At 51.1% G+C, this 18,341-nt stretch carries 19 protein-coding genes; 7 read left to right on the plus strand and 12 right to left on the minus strand.

Annotated features, from left to right (window positions below):
• Window positions 1-8 precede the first annotated feature (8 nt).
• The 7 genes from ACJJIT_RS18500 to ACJJIT_RS18530 all read left to right on the plus strand — a co-directional run bounded on the left by ACJJIT_RS18500 (window position 9) and on the right by ACJJIT_RS18530 (window position 6,729).
• Window positions 9-593, plus strand: coding sequence for a YqgE/AlgH family protein (locus ACJJIT_RS18500; RefSeq protein ID WP_252084180.1), 585 nt, complete (start codon window positions 9-11; stop codon window positions 591-593).
• Window positions 594-652: 59 nt separating this feature from the next.
• Window positions 653-1,075, plus strand: coding sequence for a Holliday junction resolvase RuvX (gene ruvX, locus ACJJIT_RS18505; RefSeq protein ID WP_444899282.1), 423 nt, complete (start codon window positions 653-655; stop codon window positions 1,073-1,075).
• A gap of 89 nt (window positions 1,076-1,164) precedes the next feature.
• Complete coding sequence (gene hemC, locus ACJJIT_RS18510) at window positions 1,165-2,082, plus strand: hydroxymethylbilane synthase (RefSeq protein ID WP_252084178.1); 918 nt, start codon at window positions 1,165-1,167, stop codon at window positions 2,080-2,082.
• Window positions 2,083-2,099: 17 nt separating this feature from the next.
• The gene (locus ACJJIT_RS18515) at window positions 2,100-2,870 is read left to right on the plus strand and encodes a uroporphyrinogen-III synthase (protein ID WP_444899283.1); all 771 of its coding nucleotides are present in this window, start codon (window positions 2,100-2,102) and stop codon (window positions 2,868-2,870) included.
• 119 nt (window positions 2,871-2,989) lie between these two features.
• Entirely contained in the window at window positions 2,990-4,348 is a 1,359-nt protein-coding gene (locus ACJJIT_RS18520) for a uroporphyrinogen-III C-methyltransferase (protein ID WP_444899284.1), read from the plus strand.
• Complete coding sequence (locus ACJJIT_RS18525; protein WP_444883436.1) at window positions 4,345-5,595, plus strand: heme biosynthesis HemY N-terminal domain-containing protein; 1,251 nt, start codon at window positions 4,345-4,347, stop codon at window positions 5,593-5,595. The genes ACJJIT_RS18520 and ACJJIT_RS18525 overlap by 4 nt, the downstream gene beginning before the upstream one ends.
• Before the next feature lie 93 nt (window positions 5,596-5,688).
• Window positions 5,689-6,729 (plus strand): alpha/beta fold hydrolase, encoded by a 1,041-nt coding sequence (locus ACJJIT_RS18530; RefSeq protein WP_444899285.1) that lies wholly within the window; start codon window positions 5,689-5,691, stop codon window positions 6,727-6,729.
• Window positions 6,730-7,017: 288 nt separating this feature from the next.
• Here ACJJIT_RS18530 and ACJJIT_RS18535 read toward each other — a convergent pair whose 3' ends face one another.
• From ACJJIT_RS18535 to metX, 12 genes are all read right to left on the minus strand, one after another.
• A complete protein-coding gene (locus tag ACJJIT_RS18535) occupies window positions 7,018-7,347 on the minus strand; it encodes a hypothetical protein (protein ID WP_252084173.1) in 330 nt (109 codons plus the stop codon).
• Window positions 7,348-7,635: 288 nt separating this feature from the next.
• Window positions 7,636-8,148 (minus strand): hypothetical protein, encoded by a 513-nt coding sequence (locus tag ACJJIT_RS18540; protein ID WP_444891574.1) that lies wholly within the window; start codon window positions 8,146-8,148, stop codon window positions 7,636-7,638.
• A gap of 242 nt (window positions 8,149-8,390) precedes the next feature.
• On the minus strand, window positions 8,391-9,509 hold the full coding sequence (locus tag ACJJIT_RS18545; RefSeq protein ID WP_444899286.1) for a serine hydrolase domain-containing protein: 1,119 nt from the start codon (window positions 9,507-9,509) through the stop codon (window positions 8,391-8,393).
• Window positions 9,510-9,688: 179 nt separating this feature from the next.
• Window positions 9,689-11,155: a 4-hydroxy-3-polyprenylbenzoate decarboxylase gene (ubiD, locus tag ACJJIT_RS18550; RefSeq protein ID WP_444899287.1), complete on the minus strand. Its 1,467-nt coding sequence runs from the start codon at window positions 11,153-11,155 to the stop codon at window positions 9,689-9,691.
• Window positions 11,156-11,309: 154 nt separating this feature from the next.
• Window positions 11,310-11,579, minus strand: a complete 270-nt coding sequence (locus tag ACJJIT_RS18555) for an RNA recognition motif domain-containing protein (protein ID WP_020413665.1) — start codon at window positions 11,577-11,579, stop codon at window positions 11,310-11,312.
• A gap of 269 nt (window positions 11,580-11,848) precedes the next feature.
• Window positions 11,849-13,108: a transcription termination factor Rho gene (rho, locus tag ACJJIT_RS18560; protein WP_108731406.1), complete on the minus strand. Its 1,260-nt coding sequence runs from the start codon at window positions 13,106-13,108 to the stop codon at window positions 11,849-11,851.
• Between the two features lie 372 nt (window positions 13,109-13,480).
• Window positions 13,481-13,810, minus strand: coding sequence for a thioredoxin TrxA (trxA, locus tag ACJJIT_RS18565; protein WP_252084169.1), 330 nt, complete (start codon window positions 13,808-13,810; stop codon window positions 13,481-13,483).
• A gap of 144 nt (window positions 13,811-13,954) precedes the next feature.
• The gene (gene hemW / locus ACJJIT_RS18570) at window positions 13,955-15,169 is read right to left on the minus strand and encodes a radical SAM family heme chaperone HemW (protein ID WP_444899288.1); all 1,215 of its coding nucleotides are present in this window, start codon (window positions 15,167-15,169) and stop codon (window positions 13,955-13,957) included.
• The gene (rdgB, locus tag ACJJIT_RS18575) at window positions 15,159-15,779 is read right to left on the minus strand and encodes an RdgB/HAM1 family non-canonical purine NTP pyrophosphatase (RefSeq protein WP_444899289.1); all 621 of its coding nucleotides are present in this window, start codon (window positions 15,777-15,779) and stop codon (window positions 15,159-15,161) included. The genes hemW and rdgB overlap by 11 nt, the downstream gene beginning before the upstream one ends.
• A gap of 130 nt (window positions 15,780-15,909) precedes the next feature.
• A complete protein-coding gene (locus ACJJIT_RS18580) occupies window positions 15,910-16,353 on the minus strand; it encodes a DUF4426 domain-containing protein (RefSeq protein ID WP_444883429.1) in 444 nt (147 codons plus the stop codon).
• Window positions 16,354-16,489: 136 nt separating this feature from the next.
• A complete protein-coding gene (metW, locus tag ACJJIT_RS18585; protein WP_444899290.1) occupies window positions 16,490-17,080 on the minus strand; it encodes a methionine biosynthesis protein MetW in 591 nt (196 codons plus the stop codon).
• Complete coding sequence (metX, locus tag ACJJIT_RS18590; RefSeq protein WP_444899291.1) at window positions 17,071-18,276, minus strand: homoserine O-succinyltransferase MetX; 1,206 nt, start codon at window positions 18,274-18,276, stop codon at window positions 17,071-17,073. Before metX ends, metW begins: the two co-directional genes overlap by 10 nt.
• Between the last annotated feature and the right edge of the window lie 65 nt (window positions 18,277-18,341).

Below are 18,341 nucleotides of genomic sequence, written 5' to 3' on the forward strand. Positions count from 1 at the left end.
ATCCAACTATGCCCAATTCGAACATTGACAGCGACCTAACCCATGGCAGCTTGCGCGGCCAATTCCTACTGGCCATGCCCGGCATGGAGGACCCGCGCTTCAAGCACAGCATCGCTCTAATTGTTGAGCACAGCCAAGAGGGGGCTATGGGCATAGTGATCAACGCCCCCAGCAAAGTGCACTGGCGAGAGGTTTTCGAGCAGTTGTCGCTGAAGGACTCCAGCCAACGTGGCGATGAAACTGTCCTGCTGGGCGGGCCTATTTCTCCCGAGCAGGGCTTTGTCCTGCACGGTGCCGGTGTACATTTCGACTCGACGAGCGAAATCAATATGGAAATCAGTCTTACCGCTTCCAGGGATATTCTCGAGTCACTGGCCTCAGGACATGGCCCCGACGATGTGCTGCTAGCTCTAGGCTACGCCGGCTGGGGGCCAGGACAACTGGAGCAGGAACTGGCGGAAAACGCCTGGCTGACTCTACCGGCAGAACCCGAAATCCTGTTTGCCACCCCAGTGCAAAAACGCTGGCAAAGTGCCGCCGCTCGACACGGTATCGACCTCTCAGGGCTCGGCTCACAGGCCGGACACGCCTAGCCCTTCCCGGTTATCATTCGGCCCAAGATTGATCCCTCTAATACCGGATGTTCCCTCTGATGAGTAAACCCATTACCGCCCTCGCCTTCGATTTTGGCACCCGTTCCATTGGCCTCGCCTTTGGCCAGAGCCTGACCGGAAGTGCCAAAGAGCTGCCACCACTGCCGGCAAAGGATGGCAAACCCGACTGGGACAAGGTCCAGCGACTAATCGACGAGTGGAAGCCACATTATTTGCTAGTGGGTTTACCACTGAATATGGATGGCAGTGAGAGTGAATTTGGTGCTCGTGCGCGTAAATTTGGCCAGCGCCTGCACGGGCGCACTGGGCAACCAGTAGAAATGATTGATGAGCGCCTCAGTACCCGCGCAGCCAAAGAAGAGGCAGCGGAACGTGGCCACCGCGGCAGCTACGCCGATAATCCAGTGGATTCCATTGCCGCGCGTATCATTCTCGAGGACTGGCTGCGCACACGCTCCTGATATCCGCTCTCAGAATCTGTGCCAGCTGAGCCATAGCTGCCGGCGCTCTGATAGAATTACCCGCCCACACAAATGAGTGATCGAGCCCAATGCCCATTTCCCGTATCCGCATCGCTACGCGCGAGAGCGCCCTGGCCCTATGGCAAGCAAATTATGTTAAGGATCGCCTGCAGCAGGAGCACCCTCAACTGGAGGTAGAGTTACTGCCAATGACCAGTCGTGGCGATCAGGTGCTGGATATCCCCCTAACTAAGGTGGGCGGCAAAGGGCTCTTTGTAAAAGAGCTGGAAGTGGCCATGCTGGAGGGACGCGCGGATATCGCCGTACACTCTATGAAGGATGTGCCGATGGAATTTCCCGAAGGCCTCTACCTGCCAGTTATTTGCGAGCGCGAGGACCCGCGTGATGCCTTCGTCAGCAACCGCTTTGCCAATTTGGAGGAACTACCACAAGGCGCGATTGTGGGCACTTCGAGCCTGCGCCGCCAGTGCCAACTTCTGGCGCAACGCCCCGATCTGGAGGTCAAGTTCCTGCGCGGCAACGTAAACACTCGCCTAGCCAAACTGGATGCGGGGGAGTATGACGCCATTATTCTCGCTGCCGCCGGGCTGCTGCGCCTGGAGATGCGTGAGCGCATTCGCAGCTTTCTTCCCTCCACTGTATTGCTGCCCGCCGGCGGCCAGGGCGCTGTCGGCATCGAAGCCCGCAAAGACAGCGAGCTGGAAGCCCTACTGCAACCACTGCACTGCCATGAAACCGCCGCGCGACTCAGTGCAGAACGCGCACTGGTTAAGCGCCTGAACGGCGGCTGTCAGGTTCCCATCGGCTGTTATGCCGAGCTGGAAGGCGACGCTCTGTGGCTTCGCGGCTTGGTCGGCAGCCCCGATGGCACCCGCATGATCCGCGCCGAAATCCGTGGTGCAGCCATTGATGGCGAAGCTCTGGGCGTTCAACTCGCTGAACAGTTGCTGGAGCAAGGTGCCGACAAAATTCTCGACGCGATTTAAGCCCAGGACAGATCCATATGGCCAAGCGCCTGCAAGGCAAGCGCGTACTGATCACGCGCCCCGCCCATCAAGCCGACACCTGGGGCGCGCTATTGCGCGCTACGGGCGCGGAGGTTGACACTATCCCCATGTTGGCTATTGAGCCCCTCATTGATGAGGCGGCTCAGCAGGCCATTAAAAAACGGATTCTCGATTTCGACCAGGTAGATTTTGCCATTTTCGTCTCCCAAAATGCTGTGTGCTACGCCGTAGACTGGCTGGAGGATTACTGGCCACAGTTACCCCAGGGGCCACGCTACCTCGCTATTGGCGCGGCCACGGCTAAAGCATTACTGATGCGTGGTATAACCTGCGAGCACAGCGGCGAACACATGACTTCCGAGGACCTACTCGCCCTACCCACCCTACAAGAGGTTTCAGGACTTCGGGTACTGATCTTCCGCGGCACTGGCGGACGCACTCTTATTGGCGACACCTTGCGCGCACGGGGTGGGCGTGTGGATTACTGTGAACTCTACCGTAGGTCCCTACCTGCAGATGCCCCAGCGGATTTGGCGGGGTATTCTTTCACCCCGGATGCCATCACGGTCCACAGTGGCGAGACTCTCGCGAACCTACACAGCTGCATTGAGCGTGCAAATTGCGCGCACCTCCTCCAGGCTGCCCTTATCTGTCCCAGCGCGCGCGTCGCGGAGCAAGCCCGTGCTCTGGGTTTTATCTATACCAGCAGTGCTCAGAATGCCGGAGACAGCGCTATGCTAGAGGCACTGCTCAGGGCGCTAAACTGAATTGCTCTCGAATTTGCTGCCCTATTGGGTTAAAAATCTCAAAACGACGCCACCGGCGCTATTATGGTCGGTGCCACTCGCTATAATTCGACGACAATTACCAGCTGCGCCCCAAGCCCATGACCAACGAAAAACCCAAGGACAATCCTTCCACCCCGGCTAACGAACTCACTTCCGATGCACTGGACAAGGGGGGGAGCAAGAGCAATTTTGCCAAAGCAGCAGAAGGCAAAACTGATAAGGCCGCTAAAAATGTGATGCCTAAAAAGGGCGGTGGGCATTGGTGGTGGCTGGTCTTTATTCTGCTGCTTATCGCTTTGATCGCTTTTGCCTGGTACAGCTGGCCCCAACTGCGCAACCGCATCGCACAGCTGGACTTTTTCCCTGCCAAACAAACTGTATCCACACAGAAAGCCGAATCACAAGGTGAAGTCACATCGCCAAATATTTCTACCGGGCCTGATACTTCCAGCCAAGCCCGCGAAGAGACAACTTCTACTGCACCCGCTGCACAATCTACTGCCGAACCTCCTCCCATAGAACCCCAGCAGGCAGAAGCGCCGAGCGTCTCCCCACAGAACCAGCAGCTTGATCAACTTCAACAGACAGATACTGAGTTGCGCAATCAAATACAATCGCAAACGCACACTATTTTGCAGCTACAGCAACAGCTAGCGGCTCTTCAGCGCAGCCTCACCGCCCAGGGCAACCGGCTCAGTGAGCTCGGTAATGTGAGCCGGGAGGACTGGCAGCTGGCCGAGGCCGACTACCTATTGCGAATGGCCAATCAACGGCTGATGCTCGAAGACAATAGCCGCGCCGCTCTGGGCCTTGTTGAAAAGGTCGACACCATTTTGCGCCAAGTAAATCTTCCCGATCTCTACGGAGTGCGCCAACAGTTGGCACGGGATATCACCGCTTTGAAACTCGTAGAAAATATCGATCGAGAAGGCCTCTATTTACGCCTGCGCGCCCTGGAAGAGCAGTTGATCCGCGCCTCTATACAGCCGCAATTCGATATGACCCAAACTCCAAGGGAGGTGGCAAAAACAGAGCCCACGCCTGATAACCAATCCGCATGGGAGCGCAGCTGGCAAAATTTTACCAACTTCCTACGCGACTCTGTTCGCCCCATCGATGGCGATATCAACCCGGTAATGCTCTCCCCTCAAAGCGAGGCACGCTTTCGCCAAACCCTGCGTCTAAATATGGAGCAGGCACAACTGGCTCTATTGCGCGGCGATAGCACCGTTTACAAGGACGCTCTTGATAGCGCCCGCGAGCTGCTTCTGACTTATGGCACAGCCAATTCCCAGCGCAACACACTCGCGCAACAACTGGCAGAACTCAGCAAACAGCCCATTCAGGCGCAAATGCCAGACCTGAATGCCTCACAGGTGGCTCTCTACAATTACATTGAGCGGCTGCACAAAACGTTAGGGTATGGCACCGGCACCACCGAGGAGGTCAGCCAGTGAGAAAGGTCCTTTTTGCTGCTGTCGCCCTATTACTTCTCGGTGCCCTACTGCCGCAGATAAATCAGAATTACCCCGGGTATTTGGTAATCGGCTTCGGTGGCGAACTCAACAAAGGCTATGAGATGAATCTCTGGTTCGCCATAGTCGCGCTAGTTGCCCTTTTGCTCGCCCTGTTTCTTCTCACCTGGATAAGCCGCAGTCTCTTTCGCGCTGTGCGCGGCAGCGTCGATCGCCTGCGCTTTGGCCGCCAGCGGGTCGCCCGCAGACGTCTCACTAGTGGCCTGGTGGAGTTTATGGAGGGCAACTGGTCACGTGCCCGACGACAACTTTTAAAAAGTGCGCCGCGCTCCGAGGCGCCACTGATTAATTACCTGGCTGCCGCACGCAGCGCTCATGAGCTTGGATTTCGCGAAGAAGCCAATGAGTTGCTGGCAAAAGCCGAAGCCTGTGGCGATGACACTGGCTTGGCAGTGGCTTTGAGTCAGGCCCGTATGCAGCTACAGGATAAACACTACGAACAGTGTATCGCCAGCCTCAAGCGAGCCAAGCAATTAGAACCTAAGCACCCGGCTCTGCTACAGATGCTCAAGCAGGCCTATTACGCTTTGGGGGACTGGAGCAACCTGAGAGAACTTCTCCCTGAATTAGAAAAACACGCCAATATGTCCGAAGAAGACCGACAAAAACTAGAGCGGGAAGTCTACGAACATCAACTCATCGAAGCCGCAAACCGAAACGACAGAGAGAAACTACATGACATCTGGCACGGCTTGAATGGCCGCTGGCAACGCAACGTAGAGCTTCGCAGTCTCTTTGCCCGTCTGCTGCACCAAAGCGGTGATGACAGCGCCGCGGAAAAACACCTGCGTTGGCTACTAAACCGAGAGTGGGCTCCCAAGCTGGCCGATCTATACGGCCGCCTTACCGGTGCCGACGCAGCGGCTCAGCTCTCTGCTGCAGAGGGCTGGCTCAAGGAATATGGTGAGAGTGCCGACCTACTCACCTGTCTCGGGCGCCTGAGCTTACGCAACGAACTGTGGGGAAAGGCACAACAGTATTTTGAGAAGAGCCTGTTGTTACGTCAGGACCCCGCAACCTCTGCAGAACTGGCACGGCTATTTAAAGCACTCGGCGAGAAGGACAAAGCCTCGCGCTTGTTTGAGGAAGGGCTGATGCAAGCTGTTCCAAACTTACCTCCTGTATCCATGCCCAGTCAGGACAAACCCCTGCTCGGGGTGCACGCCTAACCGTTTCTCCAAGGGTCCAGATAATCTGGGCCCTTTTCCTGTTATACTATTTGCCCCATAGTAAGCCTCCGCATCCTTTTTGAGGCTTGCTCCATGACACCGTCACAGCAATATCTCTCATCCTTCGCTATCTTATTTTCCATTCTCTTATCACAGGTGACGCTGGCTGCTGACAACCCAATCCAGCCACAAAATAAGCTGCTGAGTGACTACGAGTACCCCTATCCGGTTAAGACTCTAGAGCTATCCAAATTAGGCCAGCCTGTGGCCATGGCCTATATGGATATTTCTGCGAACAAGCTTGTACCCTCTAAGGGAACAGTACTGCTTCTGCACGGTAAAAATTTTTCCGGTGCCTACTGGAAAGATAGTATCGCCGCGCTCACAGAACAGGGCTACCGTGTTATTGCTCCAGACCAAATTGGCTTCGGAAAGTCCAGTAAGCCATTGATGCAATACAACCTGCACGGTATGGCTACAGATACCAAATTTCTGCTCGACAAACTCAAAGTGGATCAGGTTTCTGTCGTTGGTCACTCCATGGGAGGCATGCTGGCTATACGCTTTTCTTTAATGTACCCGGGGATGGTGAGAAAGCTCGCCTTGGTAAACCCAATCGGCTTGGAGGACTGGAAGCGCGTCGTACCATACGAACCCCTGGAACAAGCCATCCTTAGAGAACAGGCACAAACTCCCGAAGGGATTAAGAGCTATATGTCCAGGGCCTATTTTGATGGAAAATGGAGAAAGTCCTACGATTCCCTGCTCGATATTCAGGCCGGATGGTCACTGGGTCCTGATTCTAAGCATATAGCCAAGATTGATGCCCTCACTTCAGAAATGGTTTTCACACAGCCGGTTATCTATGAATTCGCAGATCTCACTGTGCCTACCTTACTGATTATCGGTACCCGGGATCGCACCGCGATTGGCCGCGCCCGCGCTGCCGAACCCATTAAAAAGACTCTGGGGCGTTATGACCTATTGGGTAAAAAAGCGGCTGCCATTATTCCAGATGGGAAGTTAACCGAACTTGATGGGGTCGGGCACATTCCGCAGTTCGAGGCCTTCAACGATTATTTCGAACCCCTGAGCCAGTTCCTTGATGAGGAGTCTCAGCAGGATTCCGATTGAAAAATTCCTTTCAACCTAAATCAGCCCCACTTGACTGAAATAGCCTCAATGGAAAAATAAAAGCTTTCCAGACAGCAATAAAATTCTCTAGCTTGGGGATTTTCACTAAATCTATATCGTAAAGCAGCGAAGCTTCTGTTTACCTTTACACCAGAAAAAAAGAAAAATTTATAAAACAGCACCACTTAAAGGGAGAGATAACTTGGATCAGGAACAGAAGACATCCGTAAAAAAGCTATTTGAAAGCTACCTGACCAAGCTGAATAAGAAAAAAATTGCCCGAAGCTATTAGATATTTGCGAACATACCAGCAAAAAGAAGCATCGCTAGGAAAGTAATTATTCCCTGCAGAATCGCAATAATTATTGCTTTCAAAAATCCAGTACCCAATACCAACATATAGGCAATAGCCGCCAGTGGAATAGTCAAGAGAACTCCGGCGCTGTCACTCACACCGGGCAACATGCCGCCCACTATTCTCTGTACAATTAATGCCAACAATAAAGCAAAAAGACAGTGGAAAACGCCTGTATTTCTCGCCCCCATCATGGCAGCAGCCATTTTTAATGGCAGGACTAAGACTGCCACCATAATGATTACAAAAAGAATCAATTCCATTTATCACCCCTCCCTCATATTGTAGTTATTTGCCCTAATCCCCAGGACCATCATGATGTAATTTGTTTATCGACCACTAAAAGCCAGACAAGAATGTCATCAAATGTTAAATATATTGGTCGACTGCATAATTAACATGCAATATAGCATCGAAGTATAGAAGAGATTACATCATACTACCTAAGTCACATTTGGTTGAATTAGACGCACAAAAAAAAGCTGGCAGAAGAATCACTACCAGCTTTATTGCAAGAAAGAGTGATATACAGAATTGATTGATTTGACAGTTTACTTACGTACTAGACGCATACTCGAAGGCTTTAGAGCTCCATTTTCCATATAGCTCTCTGTACGGATGATCCCTTCACTCTCCAACCACTCAAAGCCCAAACTATGTTGGTGATTGGCTTCTAAATCCAAAAGATTGGTAGCATCTTTGAAAGAAAATACCAGCTGTCCTCTTTCACCACTTGAACTAAGCTGCAAACGGGGCTGATTTCCTTGAGGGCAATAGTGGGTTGCCAATAAATTGCCATTATCCATATGATAGATAGTGAGCGAATGAGATTTACCCTTATACAGCCAATTCTCTACCAAAACAGAGGCTCCGGCAGTCTGGGAAAATTTAATATAAAAATCCCCCCCAGTATCGCCTTCCTTTTTCCAGTCTCCGCTAAGTGATTTTATTCGTTCGAAAGCTTCCTTACTCTTCAGGTTAGTCTCTTCTGCATTCACCATAAGTGGAAAACAACACAGGACGACTGAAAGAAATTTAATTATATCCTCTTTGGCTCTAATCATAATTGGTACTCCTTTTCCTATAGTGAGAGAGCTCAACCCAATGATACCCATTGGAACTTCCTCAATCACCGAAAAACCTATTAATGGATTTTGAGAAATTTCAGATAAAATCTTGATTATTTTATCTTATTTATGATTATTATATTTGCACTAAGCGCTTGGCAATATGCCTCATCGCCTCGGCTGACTTACTATCCATACCACGGTTCATTAGTATAATAAAGCCATCCTTACGGTCTGGGTCAAAATACATAGCAGTAAAAACCCCCAGATCTGACCCCATATGCCCCACAAGCCCATCGCGATCTCTCCAAAAAAAAGCGTTGCGAATCAGAAACCGATTTGGGCAACTGCAAACGAAACATTTCTTCATACATGGTATCAGACAAGAGTTTCGCCCCTGATTTATCCCGGTTATGAAGGACTGCCAGTAGGAAATCACTAAGGTCTGCAATACTTACGCGAACACCACCATCCGGATACTGTGGATTACCATTGTGAGGATATGGATGAAATTTTTTATATTCGAAAGGTGGCTTAATAAACCTTCCCACAAAATAATTTATTTTGCTTGATTCATCATCAGTACACAGGCCGACAAATGGTACACATTGCTCTACTTTATAAGGCACAGCTATAGAATTCAGATCCATTCCATTAAGTTTCCAGCTTGCACTTTCCATTTCCAAACGGTGAAAAAGGGTATCCTTGCTATAGTCAGCGAGGGTTTGGCCTATTGCAGACTCCACTAGAAGGCCCGCCAAACCTGCAGATAAATTGCTGTATTGCCGTCTTTTCCCCGGCATAGATTTCAGATAATGGTCTCCATTATTGTACAGACTACCTTCCTTAGTAAGGAGAGCACGGAGGTGTTGCTCAAGACTAATTTCTGGGTCGCGGTTTTCAGAATAAGTGGCATAGTCATAGTAATCCGCAATACCTGCAGTGTGACTTGCCAGATTTCTTAAAGTAATTTTTTCACCCCTTGTATGTGGATTATCCACCTTAAATGGTAAATAGGTATTGATATCCCGATTGAGCTCCAAATTTCCATTATCGACCAATTGCAATAACGTTACGCCCATAATAGGTTTGCTAATTGATGCGATATTAAAAGGGGTATTCTGGGTAACTGCCTCACCAGATTCCACATCCGCCATTCCGTAGACTTGCTGAAAAACAAGCTTACCGTCTTTTACTCTTGAGACGGCCATACCAGGAATAGCCGCCTCTTTCATAATTGTGGGCAGAAATTCTTCAATATTGGTAATCTCGGCGCTTCTCTCCTGCTGGCTTGGCAATATAGCCCAAAATCCGAAAACGCCAACAATCATTAAGCTGACAGCATAAAGTACTCTCATTTAAATATTCCCCACAATTAATCAAAGACGGCCATAAAGCTGATACCGAGATTTGACGTTATCAGCTTTATCTATAGATGCGGGAATATGGAAAATGGTTAAATGCTAAGAAATTAGCAACTAGAGCGCCTCTTGGGACGCCCTATGGAAGAACAACTAAAATAAAGTAGGACCAGTAATTATTCAAAACCTAGTTTGGACCAGATTTCATCGACTCTCTGGACCACCTGTGGATCTTTCTCGATAGGATTACCCCACTCTCTGTTGGTTTCTCCCTGCCATTTATTAGTAGCATCAAAACCAATCTTCGAACCCAAGCCAGAAACTGGCGAGGCAAAATCCAGATAATCAATCGGGGTGTTTTCCACCATCACCGTATCACGCGCGGGGTCCATACGGGTTGTCATAGCCCAAATTACATCTTTCCAATCTCTTGCATTCACATCATCATCGGTAACGATAACAAACTTGGTATACATAAACTGGCGCAGGAAAGACCAGACTCCCATCATTACCCTTTTGGCATGACCGGGATACTGCTTTTTCATAGTTACTACAGCTAGCCGATAGGAGCAGCCTTCAGGTGGCAAGTAAAAATCGACAATTTCAGGAAATTGTTTCTGTAAAATAGGCACAAATACTTCATTGAGTGCCTCGCCAAGGATCGCGGGTTCATCCGGCGGACGGCCAGTGTAAGTACTGTGATAGATGGGGTTTTTCCGGTGGGTGATTTTCTCCACGGTAAACACCGGGAAACGGTCCACCTCATTGTAATAGCCCGTATGATCCCCATAGGGGCCTTCATCGTCCATGTCATCGGGGTAGATAAAACCTTCCAACACATACTCAGCACTGGCGGGAACCTGCAGATCACTGAGCAATGCACCAGTTACTTCGGTTTTATCTCCACGCAATAGCCCGGCAAAGGCGTATTCCGACAGGCTATCAGGTACCGGGGTCACTGCTCCCAGTATTGTGGCCGGATCTGCGCCAAGTGCTACAGCTACAGGATAGGGCTCCCCGGGGTGCTTCCGGCACCAATCACGGTAATCCAACGCACCTCCCCGGTGGCTGAGCCAACGCATTATCAGTCGGTTTTTACCGATTAACTGCATGCGATAAATACCCAGGTTTTGGCGCTTCTTCTCTGACCCACGAGTGATCACCAATGGCCAGGTTACCAATGGAGCCGCATCTCCCGGCCAGCAGGTCTGAATTGGCAATTTGGTGAGGTCTAATTGAGCTTTATCTACTACCACCTGCTGACAGGCTGCACCCTTGACCACCTTCGGCCCCATATTGAGCACTTGCTTGAAAACCGGCAGTTTTTCCCAGGCATCGCGCAAATTCTCAGGCGGTTGAGGTTCCTTGAGGAAGGCGAGTAATTCACCCACCTCACGTAGGTCATCAATGCTCTCACGCCCCATCCCAAGCGCTACTCGCTCAGTGGTGCCAAACAGATTGGCGAGCACCGGCGTATCAAAACCGATAGGATTTTCAAAAAGTAATGCAGGACCTCCCGAGCGCAGAACGCGATCAGAGATTTCTGTCATTTCCAGATTGGGGTCTACAGGGAATTTAATCCGTTTGAGCTGGCCACGCTTTTCCAACAATTGGATAAAATCACGCAGGTCTTTGTATTTCATGGGCTGCCGGTCAAGAAGAAAAATCCAGCGCGCAGTGTAAAACAGAAATTACAAAATGGGGAACAGCCCCAGGATAGGGTGCCAATTGAGAAAAGGAAGAAACGACCCGCAAACAAAATGCTGCGGGTCGCAAAAAACTTAAGCTAGCCGTAGCTTAGAAGCGAGGGCGACGCGGACGATCTTCGCGAGGCTTAGCTTCGTTCACGCGGATGTTACGGCCAGACAGAGGCTGGTCGTTCATCTCTTCGATCGCTTTGCGCGCTTCGTCGTCGTTAGGCATTTCTACGAAACCGAAGCCCTTAGAGCGGCCAGTCTCACGGTCAGTAATAACAGTAGCCCGAGAGATTTCTCCGAATGCGCCGAAAGCTTCGTGCAGGTCGTCAGAGGTTACCGCGTAGGCCAGATTTCCAATATAGATATTCACAAAAGGTTCTCACTAGATGTGTGGGCTGTCGTGCAGTCACAAATGAATAACCAGCTCCACCAGATTATCCATTTGAGATTGGCCCTTTGCGGGGTTATCCCTGGGCCAATTCGGTCGGGCGCCAAACTATAAATTTCATACCCAGCGCCACGATGTGGAACTTTATATGCCTTATAGCTCGCCTTTTCAACATTAATTCGCGCAAATAATCACTTTGTGCAAACCAGAATATAAAAGGCGCCGATATGGGCGCCTTTTATATAAAAAAATTATTTCCGTTTCATGGACAGGAAGAATTCGTCATTTGTCTTGAAGTCTTTCAGCTTGTCCACCAGGAATTCAGTTGAGGCTACATCTTCCATATCATGTAGTAACTTGCGCAGGATCCATACCCGCTGCAGCTCGCCCTCAGGCATCAGCAGCTCTTCTCGACGTGTTCCCGAACGTCGAACATTAATTGCCGGATAAACACGTTTTTCCGCGATCTTACGATCCAACTGCAACTCCATATTACCCGTGCCTTTAAACTCCTCGAAAATCACCTCATCCATCTTCGAGCCAGTATCAATCAGTGCAGTAGCAATAATAGACAGACTTCCGCCTTCTTCAATATTCCGTGCGGCGCCGAAGAAACGCTTAGGTCTCTCGAGGGCGTGGGCATCCACACCACCTGTCAATACCTTACCGGAACTGGGTACCGTGGTGTTATAGGCACGCGCCAGACGGGTAATAGAGTCCAACAGGATGACCACGTCTTTCTTGTGCTCTACCAAGCGCTTGGCCTTTTCGATAACCATCTCGGCAACCTGTACGTGACGTGCCGGAGGCTCATCAAATGTAGAGGCAACCACTTCTCCGCGCACCGAGCGCTGCATTTCGGTAACTTCTTCCGGGCGCTCATCGATCAGCAGGACAATAAGGTGGCACTCCGGATTGTTGCGCGTGATAGCCTGAGCCATATTCTGCAACATAATCGTTTTACCGGCTTTTGGCGGCGCCACGATCAAACCCCTCTGGCCCTTACCTATCGGCGCAACCAGATCAATAATGCGGCCAATCAGGTCTTCGGAAGAGCCATTTCCACATTCCAGGGTTAAGCGATCGTTGGGGAAAAGCGGGGTGAGGTTTTCAAAAAGAATCTTATTGCGGGCATTTTCCGGTTTATCGAAATTAATTTCGTTAACCTTTAATAGAGCGAAATATCTCTCACCCTCTTTTGGTGGGCGAATTTTTCCGGAAATTGAGTCACCCGTGCGCAAATTAAATCGACGAATTTGGCTGGGGGAAACATAGATATCATCCGGACCCGCGAGATAGGAGGAATCAGCGGAACGCAAAAATCCAAAACCATCCTGAAGGATTTCCAATACGCCATCACCGTAAATATCTTCACCGCTTTTGGCGTGGCGTTTGAGAATATTAAAAATAATATCCTGTTTACGCGACCGGGCCAGGTTTTCCAGGCCCATGCCTTTGGCTATTTCAATCAACTCTTCAATGGGTTTGGTTTTTAATTCGGAGAGATTCATACCAATTGCTTATTAAGGTTTCTGTTGTCATTGGCGCGGACACGCCGGAAATAATTTGAGGAGGGGTTTGAAAATCAGAGATTTGCTCGTTTATTTGCCCGATACTCCAGGACTCCATGCCTTTCAAAAGCGTAATACTCATTGGCTTTAGCTTTCCAACACTAAACGTTATAGGGAAAGCCGTCTCAATTAAGCTCAATTCGAGGAATAAATACGCCGGGAATAGTCAGGGACCTATGGGGGGGCGTTTTCTTCAGCTGGTCGTCACTGGATTCACAGCTGACTGAACTATTACAGAATTACAGCCAGTATAACGGGTGTTTCCCATCCTGCAAAGAAATTTGCCTTCTTTGCAGGATGAATTAACCGGGATTAAAGCTGGCTATCGATAAACTCGGTCAACTGGGCGCGAGACAGGGCGCCAACCTTAGTGCCTTCCACATTGCCACCTTTAAACAGCAGCAGGGTAGGAATACCGCGTACATTGTACTTTGCCGGGGTTTCTTTGTTGGCATCCACGTCAACTTTGACGATTTTCAATTTTTCTCCATAGTGACCAGAGAGGTCTTCCAGGACCGGAGCGATCATTTTGCACGGACCGCACCATTGCGCCCAGAAGTCCACCAGCACCGGACCTTCAGCCTTGAGAACCTCGGCTTCAAACTCAGCGTCGGTTACGTTGATGATTGCGTGCTCGCTCATAATGCTTTCCTGTTCTTTAGTTACTCGATGCGGGGACACCGCAGGCGCATCATCTCACGATGCCGGCTGTGGTAATACAGCTGTACTGCGCCGATCAGCCCAGATTTTGGGGCATTAATTCCGTTTTCAAGCCCTGCTCATATATCAGGCCTGCTCCAAAAACCGCTGAAGAATCTCATCAAGATAGTCAAAGCCAAAGGCACTGGCAGCAATACGGCGCTCCAGCGGCTGTACCAGATCCATAGCCATCAGCCCAGGCCAATGTCGCTGCAGGGCCTCCAATGATAGGCCGGTATAGCGCTCAAAAGTATCTACCGGTACACCCTCGACCAGGCGCAGGGCGTTCATCAAGAACTCAAGGGGCAAATCGCTAAACTCTATTGAATCAATATGGGGCTCAGCCAGTGCGCGCTGCAACAACTCCCCCCCCTGGGGTGCAATCGATAGGTAGTCTCTTGGAGTTCGCGTACGGCGACTGCGCAATACCTTCCCCTCTGCAGGCAAGCTGACTTTGCCGTGGGCTCCGGCACCAATGCCCAGGTAATCGCCAAAGCCCCAATAGTTGAGGTTGTGGCGCGACTCCAGTCCCCTGCCACTGTAGGCGGACACCTCGTAGCGAAAGTATCCCTCCGAGGCAAGGAACTCGCGCCCGTGGCTCTGCATACTGGCGATCAGCTGTGACCCCGGTGTCGAGGGGGGAGCGCTGTAGAACACTGTATTGGGTTCAATGGTTAATTGGTACCAGGAGATATGTTCAGGCGCCAGGGAGACAGCGCGCTGCAGGTCTTCCAGAGCCTCAGCCTCTGTCTGTCCAGGCAGACCATGCATCAGATCGAGATTGATATTATCGAAGCCGGCCTTCCGCGCCATCCCTAGGGCCTCACTGGCCTCTTCGCCGCTGTGGATGCGGCCCAGATTGTGCAACTGGCTACTGCTAAAACTCTGCACGCCAATCGAGAGTCTATTAACCCCTGCGGCCCGATAGCCGGTGAATTTAGCCTGCTCGAAAGTACCCGGATTGGCTTCCAAAGTTATTTCAATATTCTCACTGAAGCCAACCAGCTCCTCGGCCATTATCAGGATCTGGCCGATTGCTTCGGGAGAAAACAGGCTCGGGGTACCACCACCAAAGAAAATCGAGCGCAGCTTGCGTCCCTGCACCCAAGGCAGCTGGCTGATCAAATCACGGCGCAATTGCGCCACATAGTCCGCCTGTGGGAGAGCATACTCCGTATCCGTATGATCTCTGCTCGCCTGGTGGGAGTTGAAATCACAGTAGGGACATTTACGCACACACCAGGGGATATGTACGTAAAGGCTAAGCGGCGGTAACTGCAAACTATGGTTTCTATCCTGCAAGATCGGTACCCAGCATAGTTTCCTGCCACATCGTTTCAAATGCCACCACTGCCTGGGCGCGGTGGCTAATGCGGTTTTTCAGCTCTCTCGGCATCTGCGCAGAGGTCATTCCTTCCGCATCCACAAAGAACAGGGGGTCGTAGCCAAAGCCCTGCTCACCGGCAGGCTCATTGAGTATACGGCCGCGCCACTGGGCACTACATACTAGGGGGACCGGGTCATCAAAACTGCGTACAAAGGCTAGTGCACAGTGGAAACTGGCACCACGACGCACCTCTTCGATCCCTTGCAAGGCCTCAAGCAGCTTGCTGTTATTGCGTGCATCCGTAGCACCCTCGCCGGAATATCGCGCCGAATAGATTCCCGGCGCACCACCGAGCACATCCACTGCCAACCCAGAGTCATCGGCCAGCGCCGGGAGGCCGCTAATGCGGCTGGCGTGGCGTGCTTTGATCAGGGCATTTTCAATAAAGCTGAGCCCGGTCTCCTCTGCATCACTCACACCGAATTCAGACTGTGGCAGAACCTCGATGTCCCAGCTGTTGAAGAGTTGGGAAAATTCTCGCAATTTGCCGGCGTTACCGCTGGCCAAAACAATTCTTTTTAACATGCCGTATCAAATAAAAAACGGGCTCTGGGCCCGCAAAGGATTCAGTTTAATTGAGAAGTCTTTCTTGATCACACAGCTTGCAGCCGTATAAACAGAGAGAATCGCTCACTCAGATCATTCACCATTGCCGCTAGAGCTTGCGACGGAAGGAAATTGTCTGTTTCTTGCCATTGGGCAGAGTCACATCCACATTGAAGGTGAGAGTTTCCTCTTTTTCAAAGCGCAAGGGTGCCAAATAGTAAACCGCGTCGCCTTCCCGAATTTCTTTAAACTTCAGCGGTCGCGACTGCTGAATCAGGTTTGTCGCATTGCCGGACATCTCCGCACTGAGGCCCTTGGTACCACCATCTTTTTTCACCACAGAGACATTCACGTAGGCGCGGTCTTTAGCCCTCACCAGTTGGTACTGTTGGGCGATGTCCGGCTGGATAAAGTCACTGTTGAACACCGAGAAAATCACCCGATAATCTCCGAAGTCCTCGTAATTCTTAATAACACGGGCCTGTTGTGCCATGGCACTAGCGGTCAGGAAGAGCAGCGTAAGAGCGGCAGCGACATTAAAGATGCGGTTCACGGGTCACCTCCAATTGTTATGAGCGCCCTTTCAACTGAATAACCGGGCAGACCCGGCGGTTTGGCCAGAGCGATAATCACCCATATCAGCAGTTTGCCCCAGAGACCCGGAACAAAAACTTGGCGCAGATATTAGTTTAGCGAGTCAGGTGGTATATCGCGGTCTCACCGAATAAATTTGGCAAAAAGTCTTTAAAGACCACCCCTAATTTCGACTCAGATACTACCTGGCGGTGCAAAATAGTCCAATCGTTCTGCTCGCACAGCACCTCGAAGTCTCGAAAAGTACAAAAATGAATATTGGGTGTGTCATACCATTCAAATGGTAATAAATCGGAAACCGGCATACGCCCAGAAAAAGCCAGGTGCCAGCGTGCCTTCCACTGGCCAAAGTTGGGGAAGGTGATAATACAGTCGCGCCCAACTCGTAACATTTCACCCACCACCAGATGCGGGTGCCTCAACGTTTGCAGGGCCTGGGTCATTACCACGGTATCGAAACTGGCATCGGCGAAATTGGTAAGCCCCGCATCGAGGTTTTGCTCGACGACATTGACCCCACGCTGCACACAGCAGTGTATCTGCTGCGCATCTATTTCCAGTCCGTAACCGACAACGTCTTTGTTCTTCTGCAACTGTTCCAGCAGTTCACCATCACCACAGCCCAGATCGAGTACTCGGCTTGCGGGTGCTATCCAGTCTTGGATTACATTGAGATCTATACGCATGCGGGCTGCCCTGCTTTGTGCTCCAGCGCTACACGCTGCATGTAGGCACGAAAGACGCCCTCGTAGCGCTTATTTGGCAACAGGAAGGCATCGTGTCCCATGGCGGACTCTATTTCTGCATAACTCACCGCCCGATTGGCGTGCATCAACGCATCGGCGATTTCCCGCGAGCGGCTGGGGGCGAAGCGCCAGTCCGAAGTGAAGGAGATCAACAGGAAGCGGCAACGCGCATGGGCAAAAGCCGCTACCGGGTCGTCGTTGTACTCCCGTGCGAGATCAAAAATATCCAGCGCTCGTGTCATAAGGATGTAGGTATTTGGATCGAAACTGCTGGAAAAGCTATCACCCTGGTAGCGCAAATAACTCTGAATCTGAAACTCCACCTCTTCGTCAACGCCCTGCTGGAAGCTGCCGGAACGCAGTTCACGACCAAATTTATGCGCCAAACCATCATCGGAAAGATAGGTAATGTGGCCAATCATGCGCGCGACAGCCAAACCTCCACGTGGCAGTTTCCCCACCTCCAGATAGCGCCCTGCACAGAAATCCGGATCCGAGGTTATCGCCTGACGTGCGGTCTCATTGAAAGCAATATTCTGCGCCGAGAGTTTCATCGCCGAAGCAATCACCACGCAATGGCGCAAGCGTTCCGGGTACTCCAGAGACCAACGCATGGCCTGCATCCCCCCCAGGCTGCCACCAATCACTGCGGCCCACTGCTCTATGCCAAGAATATCTGCCAAGCGCGCCTGGCTGTGTACCCAGTCGCGCACTCGCAAGGAGGGAAAATCCGGGCCCCAGGGTTTACCCGTGGCGGGATTGATAGAGACGGGCCCGGTAGAACCATGGCAGCCGCCCAAGTTATTGACCGCCACCACAAAAAACCTATTGGTATCGATGGGCTTGCCGGGACCGATATAGTGGTCCCACCACCCTGGGCGCTTGTCCTCGGGGCTGTGTCTGCCCGCAGCATGGTGGTGACCGGATAACGCATGGCAAATCAACACCGCGTTACTTTTATCGGCATTCATTTCGCCATAGGTTTCATAGACTAGGGTGTAGTCCTGTAAAACACGCCCGCAGGCCAACTGCAGAGGTTCACAAAACTTATGGCTCTTTGCTGTTACAAGACCTACAGAGCCGTGATCTGCTGTACTGAGTGCCTCGCGGGAGGGGCTGGAGTTTTCCGTGGACAAAGTAATTATATCTGTCGGGTTATTTGGCGGTTGGTTATTGTCACTGCAGCAAGTGTACGGGAGTG

This window comes from Microbulbifer mixtoriginis (SeqCode), assembly GCF_052467515.1.

Bases quoted from the DNA above. Each gene is read 5' to 3' on its own strand.
- ubiD (WP_444899287.1), bottom strand. From the start codon at position 11,155: ATGAAATACAAAGACCTGCGTGATTTTATCCAATTGTTGGAAAAGCGT.
- ACJJIT_RS18515 (WP_444899283.1), top strand. From the start codon at position 2,100: ATGGCCAAGCGCCTGCAAGGCAAGCGCGTACTGATCACGCGCCCCGCC.
- ACJJIT_RS18545 (WP_444899286.1), bottom strand. From the start codon at position 9,509: ATGAGAGTACTTTATGCTGTCAGCTTAATGATTGTTGGCGTTTTCGGA.
- rho (WP_108731406.1), bottom strand. From the start codon at position 13,108: ATGAATCTCTCCGAATTAAAAACCAAACCCATTGAAGAGTTGATTGAA.
- trxA (WP_252084169.1), bottom strand. From the start codon at position 13,810: ATGAGCGAGCACGCAATCATCAACGTAACCGACGCTGAGTTTGAAGCC.
- ACJJIT_RS18540 (WP_444891574.1), bottom strand. From the start codon at position 8,148: ATGATTAGAGCCAAAGAGGATATAATTAAATTTCTTTCAGTCGTCCTG.
- ruvX (WP_444899282.1), top strand. From the start codon at position 653: ATGAGTAAACCCATTACCGCCCTCGCCTTCGATTTTGGCACCCGTTCC.
- hemC (WP_252084178.1), top strand. From the start codon at position 1,165: ATGCCCATTTCCCGTATCCGCATCGCTACGCGCGAGAGCGCCCTGGCC.
- ACJJIT_RS18530 (WP_444899285.1), top strand. From the start codon at position 5,689: ATGACACCGTCACAGCAATATCTCTCATCCTTCGCTATCTTATTTTCC.
- metW (WP_444899290.1), bottom strand. From the start codon at position 17,080: ATGCGTATAGATCTCAATGTAATCCAAGACTGGATAGCACCCGCAAGC.
- ACJJIT_RS18500 (WP_252084180.1), top strand. From the start codon at position 9: ATGCCCAATTCGAACATTGACAGCGACCTAACCCATGGCAGCTTGCGC.
- ACJJIT_RS18535 (WP_252084173.1), bottom strand. From the start codon at position 7,347: ATGGAATTGATTCTTTTTGTAATCATTATGGTGGCAGTCTTAGTCCTG.
- rdgB (WP_444899289.1), bottom strand. From the start codon at position 15,779: ATGTTAAAAAGAATTGTTTTGGCCAGCGGTAACGCCGGCAAATTGCGA.
- ACJJIT_RS18520 (WP_444899284.1), top strand. From the start codon at position 2,990: ATGACCAACGAAAAACCCAAGGACAATCCTTCCACCCCGGCTAACGAA.